Origin of the sequence: Pseudomonas sp. MWU12-3103b, from assembly GCF_023100615.1 — a bacterium.
Classification (GTDB): domain Bacteria; phylum Pseudomonadota; class Gammaproteobacteria; order Pseudomonadales; family Pseudomonadaceae; genus Aquipseudomonas; species Aquipseudomonas putida_A.
This window is the reverse complement of record NZ_JALMEY010000003.1, coordinates 57,213-75,593: the sequence shown is the minus strand read 5'-3', so window position 1 is coordinate 75,593 and position 18,381 is coordinate 57,213. Positions and strand designations below refer to the sequence as shown.

The window sequence follows — 18,381 nt, the reverse complement described above, 5'->3', positions numbered from 1 at the left end:
CTGAAAATGGGAATTCCCGCTTCGCCGCTATCTGCCGGGTTCGCCGACACTTTTACGAGAAAGTCGTAAAAGGCGTGGAGACTTCCACCGCCGGTGGAAGTCTGGGTGTTCCACCATAGGTGGCGCATCGAGGTTTCCACCACCGGTGTGATCCCCTCAACACTGAGGAGATTACAGCCGCATCTGTCGGATGACCTGGCGCGGATCGACGCAGGTGAGTGCGTTTACTACCCATGGAAACACGTCATAAATGGCATTATGATGCCACTCTGTCCCCGTCTCCCCATGGATGAATAATGTCAAGCAATGAAGTGCAAGAATGGACACTTGAAGGCGTCTTGGATGAATTAGCGCGCCTCGATAGCTCAATGCATGACAGGCATTTTGCCTTTATCCTCGGCTCAGGTGCCTCGTTCTCTTCAAACATTCCTACTGGAAAAGATCTTGCACAACGCTGGCTCACCGACCTTCACCTTCGGGAGTGCAGGAGCGATGAGCATTTAGAAGACTGGGTAAAAAGCAGTGGCATTGTTAGTGGAAATTTAACATATGAGACTGCAGCAGAGTTCTACCCTCAAATTTTTGAGCGTCGGTTTCGGGGAGACCGTGAGTCTGGATACGCGGAGCTGGAAAAGCACATGGACGGCAAAAGCCCTAGCCTTGGGTACACGCTTCTTGCTGAAATAATACAAGAAACACGTCATAAGGTTGTAGTCACTACTAACTTTGATAACTTAGTAGCAGACGCCCTTTCGATGCACGCTCATCAATCTCCCCTCGTAGTTGCCCATGAATCCCTCGTTGGTTTTGTACGCCCCCAATTACGCCGACCATTAGTTGCTAAAATCCATCGCGACCTATACTTCAATCCAATCAATGACCAAGACGGCGTTTCCAACCTTGAAGAAGGATGGAAAAACGCTTTAAAAAAACTATTCCAATACTTCACCCCTATAGTCGTAGGCTATGGTGGAAATGACGGAAGTTTAATGGGATTACTTAATAGTCTTGAGCTAGGCGATATCGCAGGTCGTATCATTTGGTGCTACCGAGAAGGTTCACCACCTCCTGATCTAGCACAGCAAGTCCTAATTAAACACGACGGAATAAAAGTTAAAATCCCTGGCTTTGATGAGTTTATGCTGCAGCTAGCAACAAAACTTGTACCAGACTTTGACTTAAACAGGATTGCTGAGAGAACGGAAGATCTAGGAAAGAAAAGTGCAGATCGCTACCGTAAGCAAGCAGACCAATTAATGAGGTCATTAGCTCAAGGCACTCAAGAGCAACGTAATACGCGCCAAATAATGGCCCAATCAGTGCAACAGAGGACAAGTTGGTGGGCGTGGGAGCTAGAAGCTGCAGCACAAACAGATCCTGAAAGGCAGGAAGAAACTTACATTAAGGGTTTAGAGCAGTTCCCTGAAAGTTCTGAGCTTCATTACAACTATGCATTGTTTTTGTCAGATATAAAAGGTGATATCCCTGGCGCAAAGGCAATGTATAAAAAATCAATGGCTCTAGCCCCTAACGATCACGAATCGATTTTCGCCTATGCAGAACTTATAAGTAGATTTGATAAAAACTACGAAAAAGCAAAGGAGCTGACGCAGACAGCGATGAGCTTAAGCCCTACAGATCCTGGCCCTGTTTGTTTATATGCTTCTATACTAGCCGACCAAGGGGCGACTACAGAAGCGGATAAATATTTCCGCCAAGCGATAAAAATGGACGCATACAATGCTAACAATTTAGTAGAATACGCCGACTTTCTAGCTGACCACTTGAAAAAATACGAAGCAGCAGAAACCTATTACAAAAGAGCTCTCGAACTTGAACCTAACAACGCATACGCCCTTGGCAACTACGCCAACTTTTTAGCCTTTCAAGCTGGCAATCTTGAGGAGGCAAAGATAGTTTTTGACAAAGCTCTAAAAATAGAACCCGTTCCACCAACAGTCAAATCCAACCATAGAGAGTTTCTGCGCTTACGACAGGAAGCAAAGATACAAAACAAAAAATCGGCTAACAACAGTATTAATGCAGAAAAGATTGACAACTAGACTACAGTGCAACCACTCAAATTGAATCGATATCGTTGGTATGATAAGGAAGCGACCGATGCTCAAATTGATTTCCAAAACAATAGTTTCATGCACGATAGCCGGTACGGCACTGATATCAGGAACCTGCTGGATGATTTCGGCAAAAACGCAAGTCCAAGCTATTGGAGCAACACCTGCTACTGCCGAGATACTTACCAGAGTCTCAGCCGAGATGAACGAATACGCAGCAGCCGCCGCCATGATTGGTGGCTTTTTTATCGCAATAGCCATTTGGTTTGAAGGTTAAATCCAAAGCCTATCCTTTGTTCACCAAGCCTGACAGCAGGCTGGAACAGGTAACACGCATCTCCGGATATGGTGGAAACCTCGCCTGAGGTAATGCCAGTGGGCAGGATGAAAACGTATGAAACTCAACGTCAGCGGTAAAAAGATATTCGGCAACGGCATAAGCTTTGACAGTGAACATCCCGCCCTTCAAGCGGTGCTAATCAACGAGCGAGTGATGGTGATATTCGACTGGATGGCCTTTGAGAGGGATATCCCTGCTCGAAACCTCTTCTGCTATGACCGCTCCGGCAATCTTTTATGGCGCGCGCCAGATATTAGGATGGGGGCCATTGATGCCTATACCGGCGTGACGAGCGAGGAGCCGCTGTGGGTTGGGAACTTTGCTGGCTTCAGTTGCCGGATCGATGAAGCGTCCGGCCAGGTGCTAGAGACTCGATTTACGAAATGACTAGCTCACTTTTGGGCCATTCATACAGATGTGGGATTTTCTCACTTTGCCCTGTCCGCGAACTGCCGAGGATTTCTCGGTAGTTCGAACCCCCTCATATCCGGGGTATTACCCCGCTGGGGGAAGATGTGCTCAAAACTGAGCGCATCGAGTACGCGACACGTTTTCATAATTCACAAAACGTGTCGCGACACCTGCCATACCGAAATGGGAGGTCAGGTCCAGCCCCCAACGGGGGTTGGACCTGACCTCCCCCATTGGGGGGGTGTTCCTCAAGTTGAGGAAGTCCCGCCACTCCACGGCAATTTCCCAACCTTCATTGCAGGATGAATGACTGGGCTGAAAGTTCAGCCGTGTATCACTTTGGCTGTCGCCAACTTACTGCAACAAAAATTCTCCCTTCTCGACCAGCAAAACCAACTATTTCAGTCCCATTCCGTCCTGTTACGTGTAGCACCTGAGGTGCACCTAAAAAACACTGGATATAAGACCATATCATGCCTAATGTGGGTTTGAAGCCAATTCAAATCCACTTGAGGCCATCCCATGAACACAGCCAAGACCGCTCGAGGTCGACAACATAAACCGACTCGCTCAGAGGTGGCCGCGGCGTGGGGCCGCCTGCGCGACGCTGCCAGCGAAGGAAGCATCCAAGCATCCGCCCTCCTCATCGCACTTGCGGAAAACAAACCGGTCATTGCCATGGAATCGCCCGCCGCATGACTGAACGCGACAAAAGCGGGAAATGGAAGCCCGGGCAGTCAGGCAACCCAGGTGGACGCTCCGGGCAAACACAGGAGCTTCGCGCTCGCCTTGCCGAGGGTGCTGACGCAGTTACCAAGAAGGTGCTCGCTGCTGCCAAGAAGGGCGATATGCAGGCCTGCCGATTGATCCTTGAGCGCCTTGTCCCGCCAATCAAACCGACCTCTGAGCCGGTGCAATTCGAACTCGACGACACGGACCTACCGAGCGCAGCCAAATCAATCATGCGTGCTGTTGCCGGCGGACAGCTCGCGCCCGACCAGGGCAAGTCGCTCATCGAAGGCTTGGGCGCCGTCGCCCGGGTGATCGAGGTCGCTGAGCTTCAAAAGGCCGTCGAAGAACTCCGCACGCAAATGGAGGGGATGCAGCAATGAGCATCAAGTCATTGAAAGCAGAACTGCAAAGGATCGCCCAGAAGATCGGCGCCGCAGATGAAACTGTACTGCTGATTGTGCTCTCGGTGATCCGAGCAAATACCAGAGAGACCCAAGCGGAAGAAGACTTTCCGAAAACCGCTGGGCACCAGGTCGACTATCGAATTCAGGGACAAAACGTATCGCTTTTCTTCCCCTTCGCAGAAATGGATAGCGACCAGGGTGAGCAAATGGCGAAGGCCATCATTCTCCACACCCGGCAGACAGAACGGGCCGGCCGGACACCCCAAGTCGGCGTACTCAATATGCGCGCTGCGCCCGAGGAAGGGGCGTGGATCGTTACGTGGCCTCCTGAAGGGATCACGGTTGAGCAGCACGCCGCAGAGCAATACCAGCGGATCGTGGAGGCGCGCAATGAACATCCGTAACCAAATCGCCCGCCTGAAGCAGACCGCCGGCGACTCGCAATTTAGCAACGACGTTCGGCAGATCAGTCAGCTAATGGACGAGTTGAGCGCCGAAGCCGTCGGCGGTGCCGCCGCCAGTGGGAAAGCCTCTCTTCTCGAAATTTTCAATGCCTCTGCGTCCTCCGACCGCCCTACCCCGATCCCAAACAATCCAAAGGTAACGCAATGAAAATCGGCAAACGCTCAGTTCTCAAGGTCGGCTTGGCCAACCTCCACTACTCCGAATACGAGCACTCCCGCATTGAGTCTCACACCTTCTCTATCCAGCGTCCGGACGGGACCAAAGGTGTATGGCAAGCCGGCGGTTTAATGAAGTCCGCTCGCCAGCTTCAAACACTGGCGCTGGAGACCTTCAAAGACTTCGGCGAAGAGATCGTCTCGATCCGGGAAAACAAAGATTTCAACTCGTCTGCGATCGAGCGCTTGAGCAAAGAAAAAATCGCAGGCGTGACAGACACCCTCCTTCCCGCAATGCAGTCGGTCGCGAAGGATATGCTCACCCTGGCAGAAACAGTCACCCAAGGTTTCTCTCCTGTCACTCCGCGCGCGAGTAGCGATATCGCAGGCTTTCTCGCAGACCAAGAACTGAGAACCCTCGTGCGAGGCCTCAGTCCGGAAGAACGCCGCACCCTCATGTCCGAAGCGCGCCAAGGTGGTCACCCCGATATCGTCGAAGCAGTGCTAAGAGCAAATCCGATGCTCTCAGGCCTCAACACTGAAGCAGCAGCGAGCCTCTCCCGAGCGGGCATTGCCGCCTCTCGCGCAGACGATATTGACGCTCTTCGTCAAATGCTGGCCGTCTACGACGATGTGCTCGCCACCACTTCGCAGGTCGGGGTGTCGCTCAGCGGGATGATTGCCAACTCGACAGGCTACGCAGGTCGATTCGAAAAATGGCGATCGGGGTGTGACGGCTCGGAAGCATTGCGCGCTTGGCTGGAAAAGATCCCAGCTCGAGGCAAGCCAAAAGCCGCAGAAGAAAAAACCGAAGCCGCGTAATCGGTCGGCGTGCGGCCGTCACAGCGCGGCCGCCAAACAGGAGCAAATACCTTGACCACCTACAAAGATCGCTTTGCCGAAGCCTGCAAGACAACCCGCTTCGCACCCTACCCTCTGAAACAGGGCGCCGACTCTGGCTACGTGGTGTGGGATGTCCAGCACGTCCGCGACGGCGAGAAGGTGACGATTGACGGGCCGTTCTTCACGGAGGACGAAGCCCGTGTATCTGCCGATCTTTTGCGCGGAACCTTCCGCGGTGCCAGGGCCTACCAGGGAATCCATGACCGGATTTGGAACTACGACCCACGGCACGAACAGGTGACGACCGACCAGGCGCGGATGTCGCGCTCGCTGCTCGCCATCCGATTGGGTGTTTCGGTGCCCAACAACAGCGCCCAAGGCGCCCAGGAGTAACCATGGCCATGACCACCAACCACGGCACCAAAACCCGAATCCTGCTGGGCGGATCGGCGGGCAAGCTGTTCGGGCGCGAACACATTTACGAGCTCTCCACCGGCGACACTCGGGAGGCCGTGAAGGCGATCGACGTCAACCATCCGGGTTTCGCGAAGTACCTCGCGGATTCGAAACGAAAAGGTCTCGAATTCGCAGTATTCCGGAACGGCAAGAACATCGGCGAGCGCGAGCTGAAGATGGGTGGCGCTCAGGAGATCCGGATCGTCCCGGTAATCGCAGGGAGCAAGCGGGCAGGTCTGTTTCAGACGGTACTTGGCGTGGTCTTGATCGCCATGAGCTCCGTAACGAACGGCGCGACCCTGGCACCAGGTATTGCACTCGCAGCCGGCGGAGTCATCCAGATGCTGAGCCCTCAAGCTACTGGCCTGAAGCAAAGCACATCCCCTGAGAACGCCCCATCCTATGCATTCGGCAGCGCCAAGAACACCACGGCCAGCGGCAACCCGATACCGATTTGCATCGGTGAGCGCCGATGGGGTGGGATGATCATCTCGGCGTCAATTTACGCGGAGGACAAGGTGTAAGCTCAGCGACGTGACGAAATCGAGGGGCGCGCGAGAGTCGAATGGGCCGACAGATAATATTCTTCAAGCGCAGTCAGCTTTTTATCAATCGTGTCAGTGACAGCCTTAAGCGCTTGCCTTTTCTCACTCACAGAATCATCTGTTTTAACATCAATTGAAGAGAAAACGCCCTTGGTACTAGTAGGCTTCTTGCTTTGGGGAGCTTTCAACTTTTTTGCTTGTTCGTCGATCAGAGCCCGGATACAGCTTCGTAGGTCATGACAACGGTTTTGCCATTCCCATTCATTTTTAACCACAACCTTGTCCAAAAGAATGCATTGCGTTTTGAATATTTCCAGAACTTTACCCACGATCCCATTCTCATCAAGCTCGATGATTTGATCGGAACCGCTAACGTACGAACGAGCCCATCTGGCCTCTAATTCATTTACAGCTGCTTCAACCCCTCTGAGAGCCACATTAGCGTCCCAGACAATTCCTAAAGCCTTTCCGTGAACAATTTGCAGCTTCCAGCTGTTCCATCCCCTGAAAGCAAGCCCCGCAACAAAAATTGCGGCGATAGCCTGGATGAGTGCAGAAACAGAGCTTATTAAATTGAAGGCCTTGTCCGTGCTTTCGGGCCTGCCGTCAGTAAATGTCGAATAAAAAAGTGCGCAGACAATAATGACAAAAGCGGCGAGCAATCCATAAAAACCAGCAGCGTATTCACTTCTCATAAGCAAACCATAGGATATCAAACAGCTATCATACCCACGTGCAGGCTGTCTCGCAGGGTATGCCTGAGCTGATACGCGCAAATTTGTGTTTATTTGCGCATTCTGCTTGATAAGTGACACTCATAGTGCAACAGTATTAGTAGAACACCTTAACTGATACGGACAGCTCATCATGTTCATCCGCGCATACCTCCGGGCATCTACCGAAGCGCAGGACGCCGGCCGCGCCCGGGCATCGCTCGAACAATTCGCCACCGATCACAACAAGGTGATCGCGAGCGTGTACCTGGAGAACGCCAGTGGCGCATCGGCAGATCGGCCTGAGCTGCTGCGCCTGCTCAAAGATGCGCGCAAGGGTGACGTCCTGCTGGTGGAGTCGATAGACCGCCTCTCGCGACTTCCTGTGGAGGATTGGCAGAAGCTGAAGTCGGCGATCGACTCCAAGGGCCTGCGCATCGTGGCGCTCGACCTGCCGACCAGCCACCAGGGAATGCAGGAGACAAAGGGCGACGAGTTCACCGGTCGGATGCTGGGCGCGATCAATTCCATGCTGGTGGAAATGATGGCGGCGATCGCGCGCAAGGATTACGAGCAACGCCGCGAACGGCAGGCCCAGGGTATCGAGAAGGCGAAAGCCGCAGGCAAGTACCAGGGTCGCCCAGTCGACGAGGATCTACACAAGCGCGTTTCGGAATTGCTCGGCGCCGGCCTGGGCATTCGCGCTACAGCTCGCCACGCCAACTGCTCGACAACGACAGTTCTACGGATAAGGGATTTGGCTAAGGTCTGAGTACAAAACAAAAAGCCCTGCAAGTGCAGGGCTTTGGCTTCCTAAGTATCAGACGGGCTCTAGCCGAGTGATGTCTGGATGCTCACGGCTTTTTGCTTCCCACAGATCATAAGCAGACTGCATCGCCAGCCACTGGCGGCCGCTGCTCAGTCCGGCCATTTCCAAACGAAACGCCATCTCAGCGCTTATGCTGGTGTGCCCATTAAGGACAGTAGAAAAGTGCGCGCGCGAATAGCCCAGGTGCTCAGCTAAATCTCCAACACCCATTTTCAATGCCGGAAGCACGTCTTCGCGTAAGATTTCCCCAGGGTGGGGCGGATTGTGCATAGGCATAGTCATTACCCTCCTGTCAGTGGTAATCGCAATAATCCAAAAGCTCAACATCTGAGCCGTTGAATTGGAAGATCACGCGCCAGTTGCCTGAAACTGTGACCGACCAGAAACTCGCCAGGTTCCCCTTGAGTTGATGCAAGCGATAGCCCGGAATGTCCATATCACTCGGTTTAACAGCGACGTCAAGAGCACCAAGGATACGGATCAAGCGAGCAGCGTGCTCGGCCTGAATACCCCGGGTCGTCCGTGTTAAGAAAAAGTCCCGAAGGCCCTTATGCTTGAAGGTCGTTATCATGATCGGAGTGTAGGGTGGGGCCGAACACCCAGCAAGGCAACGCCCCATTGATTGTTGCTATGGGGAGCAACATGAATGTCGAAAGCTTGAAATACGTGGCGATTCGCTCATTCACGGATAAAAACTTCGACGGCTGCGCCAGTCGTTTCTGATCCTCCTGCTGCCACCCTGCTGTCACAGAGAAAAAACGAAGAATGCAGAAATGCTGGAGAGGCCCGGAATATATGGTGTCCCAGGGCAGGTTCGAACTGCCAACCTTCCCCTTAGGAGGGGGATGCTCTATCCAATTGAGCTACTGAGACACTGAGTTATCGCGGCCGGAGACGGCGCGACGGACGGCGTGCATGTTAACGGCCAGCCCCTGATTTGTCATGTCGTCCGTGGGCTTTTTAAGTGTAGGCAGGCGCCTTGCAATGCTGCGTGAACATTTACCGTGCAATTTGCACTGCCTCAAAAAGCCATCATTGCAGATTGCAACCCGCGCCTTATGAAAAACCCTTGCAAATCCTTGTTTTTAAAGGACTTCACAGCGGTTAGACTGTTGGCACGACGGCTGCTTTGTCTGTTCTCATAACAGCACAAACGGAGTCCGCCCCATGAACAGCACTCTCCTGCTCGCAAACGCTATCGCACTGGCGGTTTTGGTTGGCTTTCATTTTGTTCCAGAGAGTGCTGAACCGGTAGCTCAGCGTATGCCGCATTATTTGCAGGTGCAGAAAGCGCCGCAGTTGGCGGTGCTGAGCGATCAGAGCGACTTCGCGGCGCAGGCAGTCAATGAGCCTGAGCAAGCAATGCCGACGCGCGACACCGAACGTCTGGTTTTTTGAAATATCTTCAGGAGTACAGCATGTCCAGATCAGCCGCAGGATTTCTGATCCTCGCCTTATTGAGTGGCGTTGTGCATTTTTCGCTGTTCGAGGAAACCTCAGTCACCCTGCCCCTGATTGGCTGCGGCGTGTTTGCGGTGTTGTTTGTGCTGGCCCTGGTGGCCGGGCGCAGGATCAAGTTTGATCCGGTGCTGCGTTAAGACAGATCAAGCCCAGCAGTTGCTTGACGGCGTCCGCCAGGTCGCCCGAGTTGTCGATCAGATGCACGGGCAAGTCAGTTGCCCTTCGGTCCTTGAACAGCGCATTGCGCGCCAGTCTCGCATCGATCTGCTCAGGCGTCTCCCGCCCTCGTCTGAGCAGGCGTTCACGCAAGACCTCATCCTTGACCGTCAGCAGCACCGGCAGCAGCGTCGGATAGCGCTCAAGCGCCTGACGCAGGTTGGCGCGTGAGCCGTTCACCAGCACAGATCGTCCAGCGCGCAACCATTCGTCGATTTCTGCCGGGATACCATAAGCCAGCCCATTGGCCTGCCAGGACAGCGAGAAATCCCCGGCTTGCTGGCGTCGCTCGAACTCTTCGGGCGTCACGCTGATGGCATCCTCACCCACCGATTCCGCTGATCGGGTAATCACTCTGCGGATGATTTCGCATTTCAACTCACGCAAAGGCTCACGCGCGGCCTCGATCAGGCTGTCCTTGCCTGAACCGGAGGGTCCCATCAGATAAATAAGCCTGCCATCCATCCTGAAAACGCCCTCCAACGGGTGTTTGCCCTAGTAAATCGGCAAATTGCCACTATCCTGTACAGGTAAGGAACAAGGATTGAAAGCCGCATAGCATGCACGTTCTGACGTCTTCGGACATCAACAGATGTGCACCCGGAAGCGGTCATTGATGCGGACCAAGGCAAAGTTTTCAAACCAGTCCGCATTTCTGATAATTGGTGCTGGCATTACGCCTTTACCCAGCTCAATATTTGTCACAGAATTGACGCCAATGATCTGGCAATTTTGAGGCATGATGCGGGCCTCTTAACAATTCAGGTTGAACCATTTGGCGCGGATGCTTGTCCTACCACACATCCTGCGGCCAATCCCGAGAACCGCTCCCCTGAACTAACCGGTTAAATATATGCGCCCATTGAAACAGGCAATTTATTCCAGCCGTACGGCTGACAAGTTCGTCGTACGTCTGCCAGACGGGATGCGTGAACGCATTGCCGAGGTGGCTCGCAATCATCATCGCAGCATGAACTCCGAAATCATTGCGCGCCTTGAGCAGAGTCTTATTCAGGAAGGTGCACTGGGCGAAGAGTTGAGCATGCGCCTGGACAGCCCGGAGCTTTCGCTGCATGAGCGTGAGCTGCTGCAACGCTTCCGTCAGCTGTCGCACCGTCAACAGAACGCACTGGTGTCGCTGATCGCTCACGACGCCGAGATGGCCGCAGACGCGTCCTGAGTTGCGCCGAACATCTCAAGCCAGCTTAAGTGCTGGCTTTTTTTTACCCGGATTTTAATCACGACAATCCAAGGCAGACTTTGTGGTGAGGGGATTTATCCCCGACGGACTGCGCAGCAGGCCCTCTTCCGGGGTCGCTGCGCAACCCATCGGGGATAAATCCCCTCACTACAGATAACTACACAGGCACAAAAAAGCCCGCCATTTCGGCGGGCTTTGGTATGGCAGCGAATCAGAGCAGGAAGATCGTCGCCAGCCCCAGGAAGATGAAGAAGCCACCACTGTCGGTCATGGCCGTGATCATCACGCTGGCGCCCATCGCCGGGTCGCGGCCCATCTTGGCCAGCGTCATCGGGATCAACACCCCCATCAGTGCCGCGAGCAGCAGGTTGAGGGTCATCGCCGCCGTCATCACCACACCCAGCGACCAACTGCCGTAAAGCAGGTAGGCGACCACACCGATCACCCCACCCCAGACCAGACCATTGATCAACGCCACCGCCAGCTCCTTGCGCATCAGACGCGAGGTGTTGCCGGTGCTGACCTGGTCGAGCGCCATGGCACGCACGATCATGGTGATCGTCTGGTTACCGGAGTTACCGCCGATACCCGCCACGATCGGCATCAGCGCCGCCAGCGCCACCAGCTTCTCGATCGAGCCTTCGAACAGACCGATCACCCGCGACGCGACAAAGGCAGTGATGAGATTGATCGCCAGCCACGCCCAACGGTTGCGCAGGGATTTCCAGACGGAGGCGAAGATGTCTTCCTCTTCGCGCAGACCCGCCATGTTGAGGACTTCGCTTTCACTCTCTTCACGAATCAGGTCGACCATTTCGTCGATGGTCAGACGGCCGATCAGCTTGCCGTTCTTGTCGACCACCGGGGCCGAAATCAAGTCGTAACGCTCGAACGCCTGAGCCGCGTCATAGGCGTCTTCGTCCGGATGAAAACTCACCGGATCGCTGGCCATGACTTCAGAAACCTGTTTCTCCGGATCGTTGACCAGCAGACGCTTGATCGGCAGCACGCCCTTGAGCACGCCGTCGTAATCGACCACGAACAGTTTGTCGGTGTGGCCCGGCAGCTCTTTGAGCCGACGCAGGTAACGCAGAACCACTTCGAGGCTGACATCCTCGCGGATGGTCACCATCTCGAAGTCCATCAGCGCACCGACCTGCTCCTCGTCATAGGACAGGGCCGAACGCACGCGCTCGCGTTGTTGCTGGTCGAGCGTCTCCATCAGCTCATGGACGACGTCTCGCGGCAGCTCGGAGGCCAGGTCAGCAAGTTCGTCGGCGTCCATGTCCTTGGCCGCAGCCAGGAGCTCGTGATCGTCCATGTCGGCGATCAGCGTTTCACGAACGGAATCGGATACTTCGAGAAGAATGTCGCCGTCGCGATCAGCCTTGACCAGTTGCCAGAGCGTCAGACGGTCGTCCAGCGGCAAGGCTTCAAGGATGTAGGCAACGTCGGCGGAGTGCAGATCATCGAGTTTGCGTTGCAGCTCGACGAGGTTCTGCCGGTGAACCAGGTTCTCGACCCGGTCGTGGTGCGCGCCTTCCTGGCGATGAGTCAGGTCTTCGACGACCTTCTGGCGCTGCAGCAGCTCAACGACCTGAGCCAGGCGATCCTGCAGGCTTTCCTGGGTTTTCTTTACTTCGATTTCGGACATAGGCGAACTCCACTCCCAGCAGCGGGGCACGCCGGAAGGATCAATCAGTCAATTCATGATTGGTGAAACGGGCTACTGAGTAACTACTGGGTAAGTCCATGGAGGTTTTCCATAAGCCCCGGCGGGGCTGACGGGCGCAATGATACACCGCCTGACGGTTTTAAACGTTAAAAAATCGCGGTCGAAACAAGTGCTTGCGCGACAAAGTTGAGCGCTGTCCTGACCCGTGCAGATGCGACGACTCATCTTGAAAAGAAAACACACCGGCGTTGAAAAATGTAGCGACTACCCTTGAGCGTAGACCGTCATGGAGGACGTCGAATGCTATCCAGAACATGCCTTTTTGTAGTCGCCAGCCTGCTCTGCCTGCCACTCGCCGGAGCCGCCACCACCCTTCACCGCTGCGAGGCTGCCGACGGCGGCATCACCTTCACGACCCTGAGCTGTGCGAGCGACGAGCAGCTTTCAGAGCAACAGGTTCACCCTTACTCGCCCGGATCCGTCGTACCGATCATGCCGGAACACAACCATGAGGAAATATCCGGTATGACAATCAGGGGACGTGAACCGGGCATCGTTGGCCGCCTGGCGGACAAATGCGGCAACCTGATCGATGCCAGGCAGCGCCGCGCAGCAATCATCAATCAACGAGTGATTGCCGGCATGAGCCAACAGGATGTCGAGAGCGCGCTCGGCAAACCGGACAAGGTGAATATTCGAACGTCGACGACGAGCTATCGCTATGACCTGAAAAGAGGCCGAAGTGCTCAAGTCGATTTTGACGAGAAGGGATGCGTGAAAGGAAAAGCCAAATCGCAGGCAACAAAAAGCCCGCGTTAAACGCGGGCTTCTTGAATATGGTGCACTCGACAGGATTCGAACCTGTGACCGCTCGGTTCGTAGCCGAGTACTCTATCCAGCTGAGCTACGAGTGCATTTTGTGTTTTTAGACCAGATCACAACTGGTTGAAGCCGAGTTGCCTGTATTGCTACAAACGACTCTTAAATGGTGCACTCGACAGGATTCGAACCTGTGACCGCTCGGTTCGTAGCCGAGTACTCTATCCAGCTGAGCTACGAGTGCATTTGTGTTTTTAAACCAGACCACAACTGGCTGAAGCCGAGTTCTTTATATTGCTATAAACAACTCTTAAATGGTGCACTCGACAGGATTCGAACCTGTGACCGCTCGGTTCGTAGCCGAGTACTCTATCCAGCTGAGCTACGAGTGCATTTGTTGCGCCGCATTATAGCCCGTCTAATCTCTATTCCAACCACTTTTTCTAATAAATTCAAGAACTTACAGAAAAAGCCAGATTACAACGTACTAAGCAAATAATGGCGGAGAACGGGGGATTCGAACCCCCGACACCCTTTTGAGGTGTACTCCCTTAGCAGGGGAGCGCCTTCGGCCACTCGGCCAGCTCTCCGCAACACGGGGCGTATATTAACCACCTTCTTCCCCGTTTGCAAACATAAAAATCGATAAAAATTAATGGCTTGGTTCTTCGTCCTTCTCTTTCTTTATACGCAGGTAAATTTCCTCACGGTGCACGGCAACCTCTTTCGGGGCGTTGACGCCGATACGCACTTGATTTCCTTTGACGCCGAGCACGGTCACGGTGATTTCGCCATCACCGATAATCAGGCTTTCTGCGCACCGACGAGTCAGAATCAGCATACCTTTCTCCTCACGCATTTCATTTCAGGGACAACAGTCTGCAAAAAAAAGGCACCCGACCTACAACCGGAGCGATCGTAGCCCTACATGCCTGAGTATTGACCAGCGCGAGCAAAAGAACAGTTCAGGGCTCGCGCCATTCAAAAAATAAAGGGCGCGGTCAGACCGCGCCCTTCAGGTGAACGGATTACTCGCCCTGACGGGCCGGCGCGTCCAGTTCGAAAGCCGTGTGCAGGGCGCGCACGGCCAGTTCCAGGTACTTCTCTTCGATCACCACGGAAACCTTGATTTCCGACGTCGAGATCATCTGGATGTTGATGCTTTCCTTGGCCAGGGATTCGAACATGCGGCTGGCCACGCCTGCGTGGGAACGCATGCCGACGCCGACGATCGAGACCTTGGCAATCTTGGTGTCGCCCACCACTTCCCGGGCACCGATCTCGCGAGCGGTGTTTTCCAGCACGGTCTGTGCGGCCTGGTAGTCGTTGCGGTGCACGGTGAAGGTGAAGTCGGTGGTGTTATCGTGCGCAACGTTCTGCACGATCATGTCGACTTCGATGTTCGCGGCACTGATCGGGCCGAGAATCTTGAACGCCACGCCCGGGGTGTCTGGCACGCCACGGATGGTCAGCTTGGCTTCATCGCGGTTGAAAGCGATGCCGGAAATGATCGGCTGTTCCATGGTTTCCTCTTCATCAATAGTAATGAGGGTGCCCGGCCCCTCCTTGAAGCTGTGCAGTACGCGCAGCGGAACGTTGTACTTGCCGGCGAATTCCACCGCACGGATCTGCAGCACCTTGGAACCGAGGCTGGCCATTTCCAGCATCTCTTCGAAGGTGATCTTGTCCAGACGCTGAGCGACCGGCACCACACGCGGGTCAGTGGTGTAGACACCATCGACGTCGGTGTAGATCTGGCACTCGTCAGCCTTCAAGGCAGCCGCCAGTGCCACGCCTGTGGTGTCGGAACCGCCACGGCCGAGGGTGGTAATGTTGCCGTGCTCGTCGACGCCCTGGAAACCGGCGACAACCACCACGCGACCTGCTTTCAGATCACCGCGAATCTTCTGGTCATCAATCTGCAAGATACGCGCTTTATTGTGCGCACTGTCCGTCAGGATCCGCACCTGATTACCGGTGTACGACACCGCCGGCACACCGCGCTTGATCAGCGCCATGGCCAACAGGGCAATCGTCACCTGCTCACCGGTGGAAACGATCACGTCCAGTTCACGCGGAACCGGTTGCACGTCGCCACTGATTTGCTTGGCCAGATCGATCAGACGGTTGGTTTCGCCGCTCATTGCAGACAGCACAACCACCAGGTCATCGCCGGCATCGCGGAATTTCTTAACCTTGTCGGCGACCTGCTCGATTCTCTCGACAGTGCCGACCGAGGTGCCTCCAAATTTCTGTACGATCAAAGCCATTTCAAAGCCGCCTCTGCCCATGAAGGGCGCCCAATAATCACTCGAACAGCCGCCGGACCCGCCACTAGACTGCGGGCCCGGCGGGCCGTCTTATAAACCCTGCTCGACGAATGGAACGGTCAGCGCCAGCGCGCCATCCAGTGCGCCGGCGTCAACACCGCCGCCCTGCGCCATGTCCGGACGACCACCGCCCTTCCCGCCCACTGCCGCAGCAGCCTGTTTCATCAAATCACCGGCTTTGAGTTGGCCAGTCAGGTCCTTGGTTACGCCTGCAACCAGTACGACCTTTTCCTCATGGACACTGCCGAGCAGGATCACTGCGCGGCCGAGTTTGTTTTTCAGCTGATCGACCAGCGCCAGCAGCGCCTTGCCATTCTGACCATCCAGACGTGCGGCCAGAACCTTCACGCCCTTGACGTCGACTGCCGAGTTCGACAGATCGTCGCCCGCGGCGCTGGCAGCCTTGGCCTGCAACTGCTCGAGTTGCTTTTCCAGCGCGCGGTTGCGCTCCAGCACGGCCGACAGCTTGTCGATCAGATTGTCGCGGCTGCCCTTGACCAGGTTGGCCGCTTCCTTGAGTTGTTCTTCTGCAGCGTTCAAGTAGGACAGTGCCGCAGCACCGGTGACTGCCTCGATACGACGCACACCCGATGCCACACCGCCTTCGCTGATGATCTTCAGCAGGCCGATGTCGCCGGTACGGTTGGCATGGATACCGCCACACAGCTCAACGGAGAAATCGCCGCCCATGCTCAGCACGCGCACATTGTCGCCGTACTTCTCGCCGAACAGCGCCATCGCGCCCTTCTGCTTGGCGGTTTCGATGTCGGTTTCTTCAGTTTCAACTGCGGAGTTCTTGCGGATCTCGGCGTTGACGATGTCTTCCAGCGCTTTGATCTGCTCCGGCTTGATCGCTTCAAAGTGGCTGAAGTCGAAGCGCAGACGCTGGCTATCCACCAACGAACCCTTCTGCTGAACGTGCTCGCCCAGTACCTGACGCAGCGCAGCGTGCAGCAAGTGGGTGGCCGAGTGGTTCAGCGAAGTCGCGTGACGCACCTCGGCATCGACATGGGTTTCCACTGGCGCGCCAATGGTCAGACTGCCGGAATCCAGAACACCGTGGTGCAAGAATGCGCCGCCGGTCTTGGTGGTATCACGGACGTCGAAACGCGCGTTGCCCGCCTGGAGGAAACCGCAGTCGCCAATCTGGCCGCCGGATTCAGCGTAGAACGGCGTCTGGTTCAGCACGATCACCGCCTCTTCGCCTTCACTCAAGACGTCGACCGACTGGCCATCTTTATAGATAGCGACGATTTTTGCCGAACCGCTGGTGTCTTTGTAACCGGTGAACTCGGTGGCCACATCAACCTTGACCAGGGTGTTGTAGTCCAGACCGAACGAGCTGGCGGAACGCGCACGAACACGCTGGGCTTCCATTTCACGCTCGAAGCCGACTTCGTCGACGGTCAGGCCGCGCTCGCGAGCGATGTCGGCCGTCAGGTCCATCGGGAAACCGTAGGTGTCGTAGAGTTTGAACACCACGTCGCCCGGCACCACGGTGCCTTTGAGTTCCAGCAGATCCTGTTCGAGAATCTTCAAGCCGTGCTCCAGGGTCTTGGAGAACTGCTCTTCTTCGGCCTTGAGTACGCGCTCGATGTTGCTCTGCTGCTTCTTCAGTTCCGGGAAGGCTTCGCCCATCTCGGCGACCAGCGCAGCGACGATCTTGTAGAAGAAGCTGCCGGTAGCGCCCAGCTTGTTGCCGTGACGGCAGGCGCGACGAATGATCCGGCGCAGCACGTAGCCGCGGCCTTCGTTGGACGGCAGCACGCCGTCGGCGATCAGGAAACCGCACGAACGAATGTGGTCGGACACCACTTTCAGCGACGACTGGTCGCCATTTTCGCAGCCGATGGCTTCAGCCGAGGCTTTGAGCAGGTTCTTGAACAGGTCGATGTCGTAGTTGGAATTGACGTGCTGCATCACCGCACTGATCCGCTCCAGGCCCATGCCGGTGTCGACCGACGGCGCTGGCAACGGATGCAACACGCCATCGGCGGTGCGGTTGAACTGCATGAACACGTTGTTCCAGATCTCGATGTAACGGTCGCCGTCTTCTTCCGGCGAACCCGGTGGGCCGCCCCAGATGTGGTCGCCGTGATCGTAGAAAATCTCGGTGCACGGGCCGCACGGGCCGGTATCGCCCATGGTCCAGAAGTTGTCGGAGGCGTACGGCGCACCTTTGTTGTCGCCGATGCGGATCATGCGCTCGACCGGCACACCGATCTCTTTGGTCCAGATGTCATACGCTTCGTCATCGGAGGCGTAGACGGTGACCCAGAGTTTTTCCTTCGGCAGTTTCAGGACGCCGGTCAGGAAGGTCCAGGCGAAGGTAATCGCGTCGTGCTTGAAATAGTCACCGAAGCTGAAGTTACCGAGCATTTCGAAGAAGGTGTGGTGACGAGCGGTATAACCGACGTTTTCCAGGTCGCTGTTCTTGCCACCGGCACGCACGCACTTCTGGCTGCTGGTTGCGCGGGTGTACGCGCGCTTTTCCTGGCCCAGGAAGCAGTCCTTGAACTGGTTCATCCCCGCGTTGGTGAACAGCAGGGTTGGGTCGTTGCCCGGAATCAAAGAGCTGGAGGCTACACGGGTGTGGCCTTGCTCTTCGAAGAAGCGAAGGAAGGCTTCACGGATTTCTGCGCTTTTCATTAGGTTCTTCCACGGAGGCTGCGGCCAAAGGCCTGTACGAAACGTCAACAGACGAAACGACG

At 55.4% G+C, this 18,381-nt stretch carries 22 protein-coding genes and 5 tRNA genes; 14 read left to right on the top strand and 13 right to left on the bottom strand.

Annotated elements, in window-relative coordinates:
- Positions 1-296 precede the first annotated feature (296 nt).
- From M0808_RS06390 to M0808_RS06350, 9 genes are all read left to right on the top strand, one after another.
- The gene (locus M0808_RS06390) at positions 297-2,063 is read left to right on the top strand and encodes a tetratricopeptide repeat protein (protein WP_247840378.1); all 1,767 of its coding nucleotides are present in this window, start codon (positions 297-299) and stop codon (positions 2,061-2,063) included.
- Between the two features lie 58 nt (positions 2,064-2,121).
- Entirely contained in the window at positions 2,122-2,352 is a 231-nt protein-coding gene (locus M0808_RS06385) for a hypothetical protein (protein WP_247840376.1), read from the top strand.
- Positions 2,353-2,469: 117 nt separating this feature from the next.
- On the top strand, positions 2,470-2,802 hold the full coding sequence (locus M0808_RS06380) for a hypothetical protein (protein WP_247840374.1): 333 nt from the start codon (positions 2,470-2,472) through the stop codon (positions 2,800-2,802).
- 719 nt (positions 2,803-3,521) lie between these two features.
- Positions 3,522-3,938 carry a DUF5681 domain-containing protein gene (locus M0808_RS06375; protein ID WP_085730375.1) on the top strand — a complete coding sequence of 139 codons (417 nt, stop codon included), beginning with the start codon at positions 3,522-3,524 and terminating at the stop codon, positions 3,936-3,938.
- Positions 3,935-4,366 (top strand): hypothetical protein, encoded by a 432-nt coding sequence (locus M0808_RS06370; RefSeq protein ID WP_247840372.1) that lies wholly within the window; start codon positions 3,935-3,937, stop codon positions 4,364-4,366. The genes M0808_RS06375 and M0808_RS06370 overlap by 4 nt, the downstream gene beginning before the upstream one ends.
- Positions 4,353-4,574, top strand: coding sequence for a hypothetical protein (locus M0808_RS06365; protein ID WP_247840370.1), 222 nt, complete (start codon positions 4,353-4,355; stop codon positions 4,572-4,574). Before M0808_RS06370 ends, M0808_RS06365 begins: the two co-directional genes overlap by 14 nt.
- On the top strand, positions 4,571-5,404 hold the full coding sequence (locus M0808_RS06360; protein ID WP_247840368.1) for a hypothetical protein: 834 nt from the start codon (positions 4,571-4,573) through the stop codon (positions 5,402-5,404). Before M0808_RS06365 ends, M0808_RS06360 begins: the two co-directional genes overlap by 4 nt.
- Before the next feature lie 51 nt (positions 5,405-5,455).
- A complete protein-coding gene (locus M0808_RS06355) occupies positions 5,456-5,818 on the top strand; it encodes a hypothetical protein (protein ID WP_247840366.1) in 363 nt (120 codons plus the stop codon).
- A gap of 2 nt (positions 5,819-5,820) precedes the next feature.
- Positions 5,821-6,405 (top strand): tail assembly protein, encoded by a 585-nt coding sequence (locus M0808_RS06350; protein WP_247840364.1) that lies wholly within the window; start codon positions 5,821-5,823, stop codon positions 6,403-6,405.
- A 2-nt stretch (positions 6,406-6,407) separates the two neighbouring features.
- Here the strand turns inward: M0808_RS06350 and M0808_RS06345 are convergent, their stop codons facing one another.
- Positions 6,408-7,121, bottom strand: coding sequence for a hypothetical protein (locus M0808_RS06345; protein WP_247840362.1), 714 nt, complete (start codon positions 7,119-7,121; stop codon positions 6,408-6,410).
- 172 nt (positions 7,122-7,293) lie between these two features.
- On the opposite strand from M0808_RS06345, the gene M0808_RS06340 reads away from it, so the two are divergent.
- Positions 7,294-7,911 carry a recombinase family protein gene (locus M0808_RS06340; protein WP_247840360.1) on the top strand — a complete coding sequence of 206 codons (618 nt, stop codon included), beginning with the start codon at positions 7,294-7,296 and terminating at the stop codon, positions 7,909-7,911.
- Positions 7,912-7,959: 48 nt separating this feature from the next.
- Here the strand turns inward: M0808_RS06340 and M0808_RS06335 are convergent, their stop codons facing one another.
- The 3 genes from M0808_RS06335 to M0808_RS06325 all read right to left on the bottom strand — a co-directional run bounded on the left by M0808_RS06335 (position 7,960) and on the right by M0808_RS06325 (position 8,841).
- Positions 7,960-8,244: a HigA family addiction module antitoxin gene (locus M0808_RS06335; RefSeq protein WP_226499734.1), complete on the bottom strand. Its 285-nt coding sequence runs from the start codon at positions 8,242-8,244 to the stop codon at positions 7,960-7,962.
- Between the two features lie 16 nt (positions 8,245-8,260).
- Entirely contained in the window at positions 8,261-8,539 is a 279-nt protein-coding gene (locus tag M0808_RS06330; RefSeq protein WP_226499599.1) for a type II toxin-antitoxin system RelE/ParE family toxin, read from the bottom strand.
- Positions 8,540-8,764: 225 nt separating this feature from the next.
- Positions 8,765-8,841, bottom strand: a tRNA-Arg gene (locus tag M0808_RS06325).
- A gap of 294 nt (positions 8,842-9,135) precedes the next feature.
- Here M0808_RS06325 and M0808_RS06320 point away from each other — a divergent pair.
- Positions 9,136-9,366, top strand: a complete 231-nt coding sequence (locus tag M0808_RS06320; RefSeq protein ID WP_247840358.1) for a hypothetical protein — start codon at positions 9,136-9,138, stop codon at positions 9,364-9,366.
- A gap of 20 nt (positions 9,367-9,386) precedes the next feature.
- The gene (locus M0808_RS06315; protein WP_027612267.1) at positions 9,387-9,566 is read left to right on the top strand and encodes a PA3371 family protein; all 180 of its coding nucleotides are present in this window, start codon (positions 9,387-9,389) and stop codon (positions 9,564-9,566) included.
- On the opposite strand, the gene phnN is transcribed toward M0808_RS06315, so the two are convergent.
- Positions 9,541-10,110 (bottom strand): phosphonate metabolism protein/1,5-bisphosphokinase (PRPP-forming) PhnN, encoded by a 570-nt coding sequence (gene phnN, locus M0808_RS06310; RefSeq protein ID WP_247840356.1) that lies wholly within the window; start codon positions 10,108-10,110, stop codon positions 9,541-9,543. The two genes, M0808_RS06315 and phnN, sit on opposite strands and share 26 nt — an antisense overlap.
- A gap of 388 nt (positions 10,111-10,498) precedes the next feature.
- Here phnN and M0808_RS06305 point away from each other — a divergent pair, with 388 nt between their 5' ends.
- Complete coding sequence (locus tag M0808_RS06305) at positions 10,499-10,825, top strand: Arc family DNA-binding protein (RefSeq protein ID WP_003178899.1); 327 nt, start codon at positions 10,499-10,501, stop codon at positions 10,823-10,825.
- Between the two features lie 232 nt (positions 10,826-11,057).
- On the opposite strand, the gene mgtE is transcribed toward M0808_RS06305, so the two are convergent.
- Complete coding sequence (mgtE, locus tag M0808_RS06300; RefSeq protein WP_027612263.1) at positions 11,058-12,500, bottom strand: magnesium transporter; 1,443 nt, start codon at positions 12,498-12,500, stop codon at positions 11,058-11,060.
- A 321-nt stretch (positions 12,501-12,821) separates the two neighbouring features.
- On the opposite strand from mgtE, the gene M0808_RS06295 reads away from it, so the two are divergent.
- Positions 12,822-13,340: a cell envelope protein SmpA gene (locus tag M0808_RS06295; RefSeq protein WP_247840354.1), complete on the top strand. Its 519-nt coding sequence runs from the start codon at positions 12,822-12,824 to the stop codon at positions 13,338-13,340.
- 18 nt (positions 13,341-13,358) lie between these two features.
- On the opposite strand, the gene M0808_RS06290 is transcribed toward M0808_RS06295, so the two are convergent.
- The 7 genes from M0808_RS06290 to alaS all read right to left on the bottom strand — a co-directional run bounded on the left by M0808_RS06290 (position 13,359) and on the right by alaS (position 18,319).
- Positions 13,359-13,435 (bottom strand) — tRNA-Arg (locus M0808_RS06290).
- Positions 13,436-13,507: 72 nt separating this feature from the next.
- Positions 13,508-13,584 (bottom strand) — tRNA-Arg (locus M0808_RS06285).
- Positions 13,585-13,655: 71 nt separating this feature from the next.
- Positions 13,656-13,732 (bottom strand) — tRNA-Arg (locus M0808_RS06280).
- Between the two features lie 107 nt (positions 13,733-13,839).
- A tRNA-Ser gene (locus M0808_RS06275) sits at positions 13,840-13,930 on the bottom strand.
- 62 nt (positions 13,931-13,992) lie between these two features.
- On the bottom strand, positions 13,993-14,181 hold the full coding sequence (gene csrA, locus M0808_RS06270) for a carbon storage regulator CsrA (protein WP_002554426.1): 189 nt from the start codon (positions 14,179-14,181) through the stop codon (positions 13,993-13,995).
- Positions 14,182-14,368: 187 nt separating this feature from the next.
- The gene (locus tag M0808_RS06265; RefSeq protein WP_025112914.1) at positions 14,369-15,610 is read right to left on the bottom strand and encodes an aspartate kinase; all 1,242 of its coding nucleotides are present in this window, start codon (positions 15,608-15,610) and stop codon (positions 14,369-14,371) included.
- Between the two features lie 90 nt (positions 15,611-15,700).
- Positions 15,701-18,319 (bottom strand): alanine--tRNA ligase, encoded by a 2,619-nt coding sequence (alaS, locus tag M0808_RS06260; RefSeq protein WP_247840352.1) that lies wholly within the window; start codon positions 18,317-18,319, stop codon positions 15,701-15,703.
- Between the last annotated feature and the right edge of the window lie 62 nt (positions 18,320-18,381).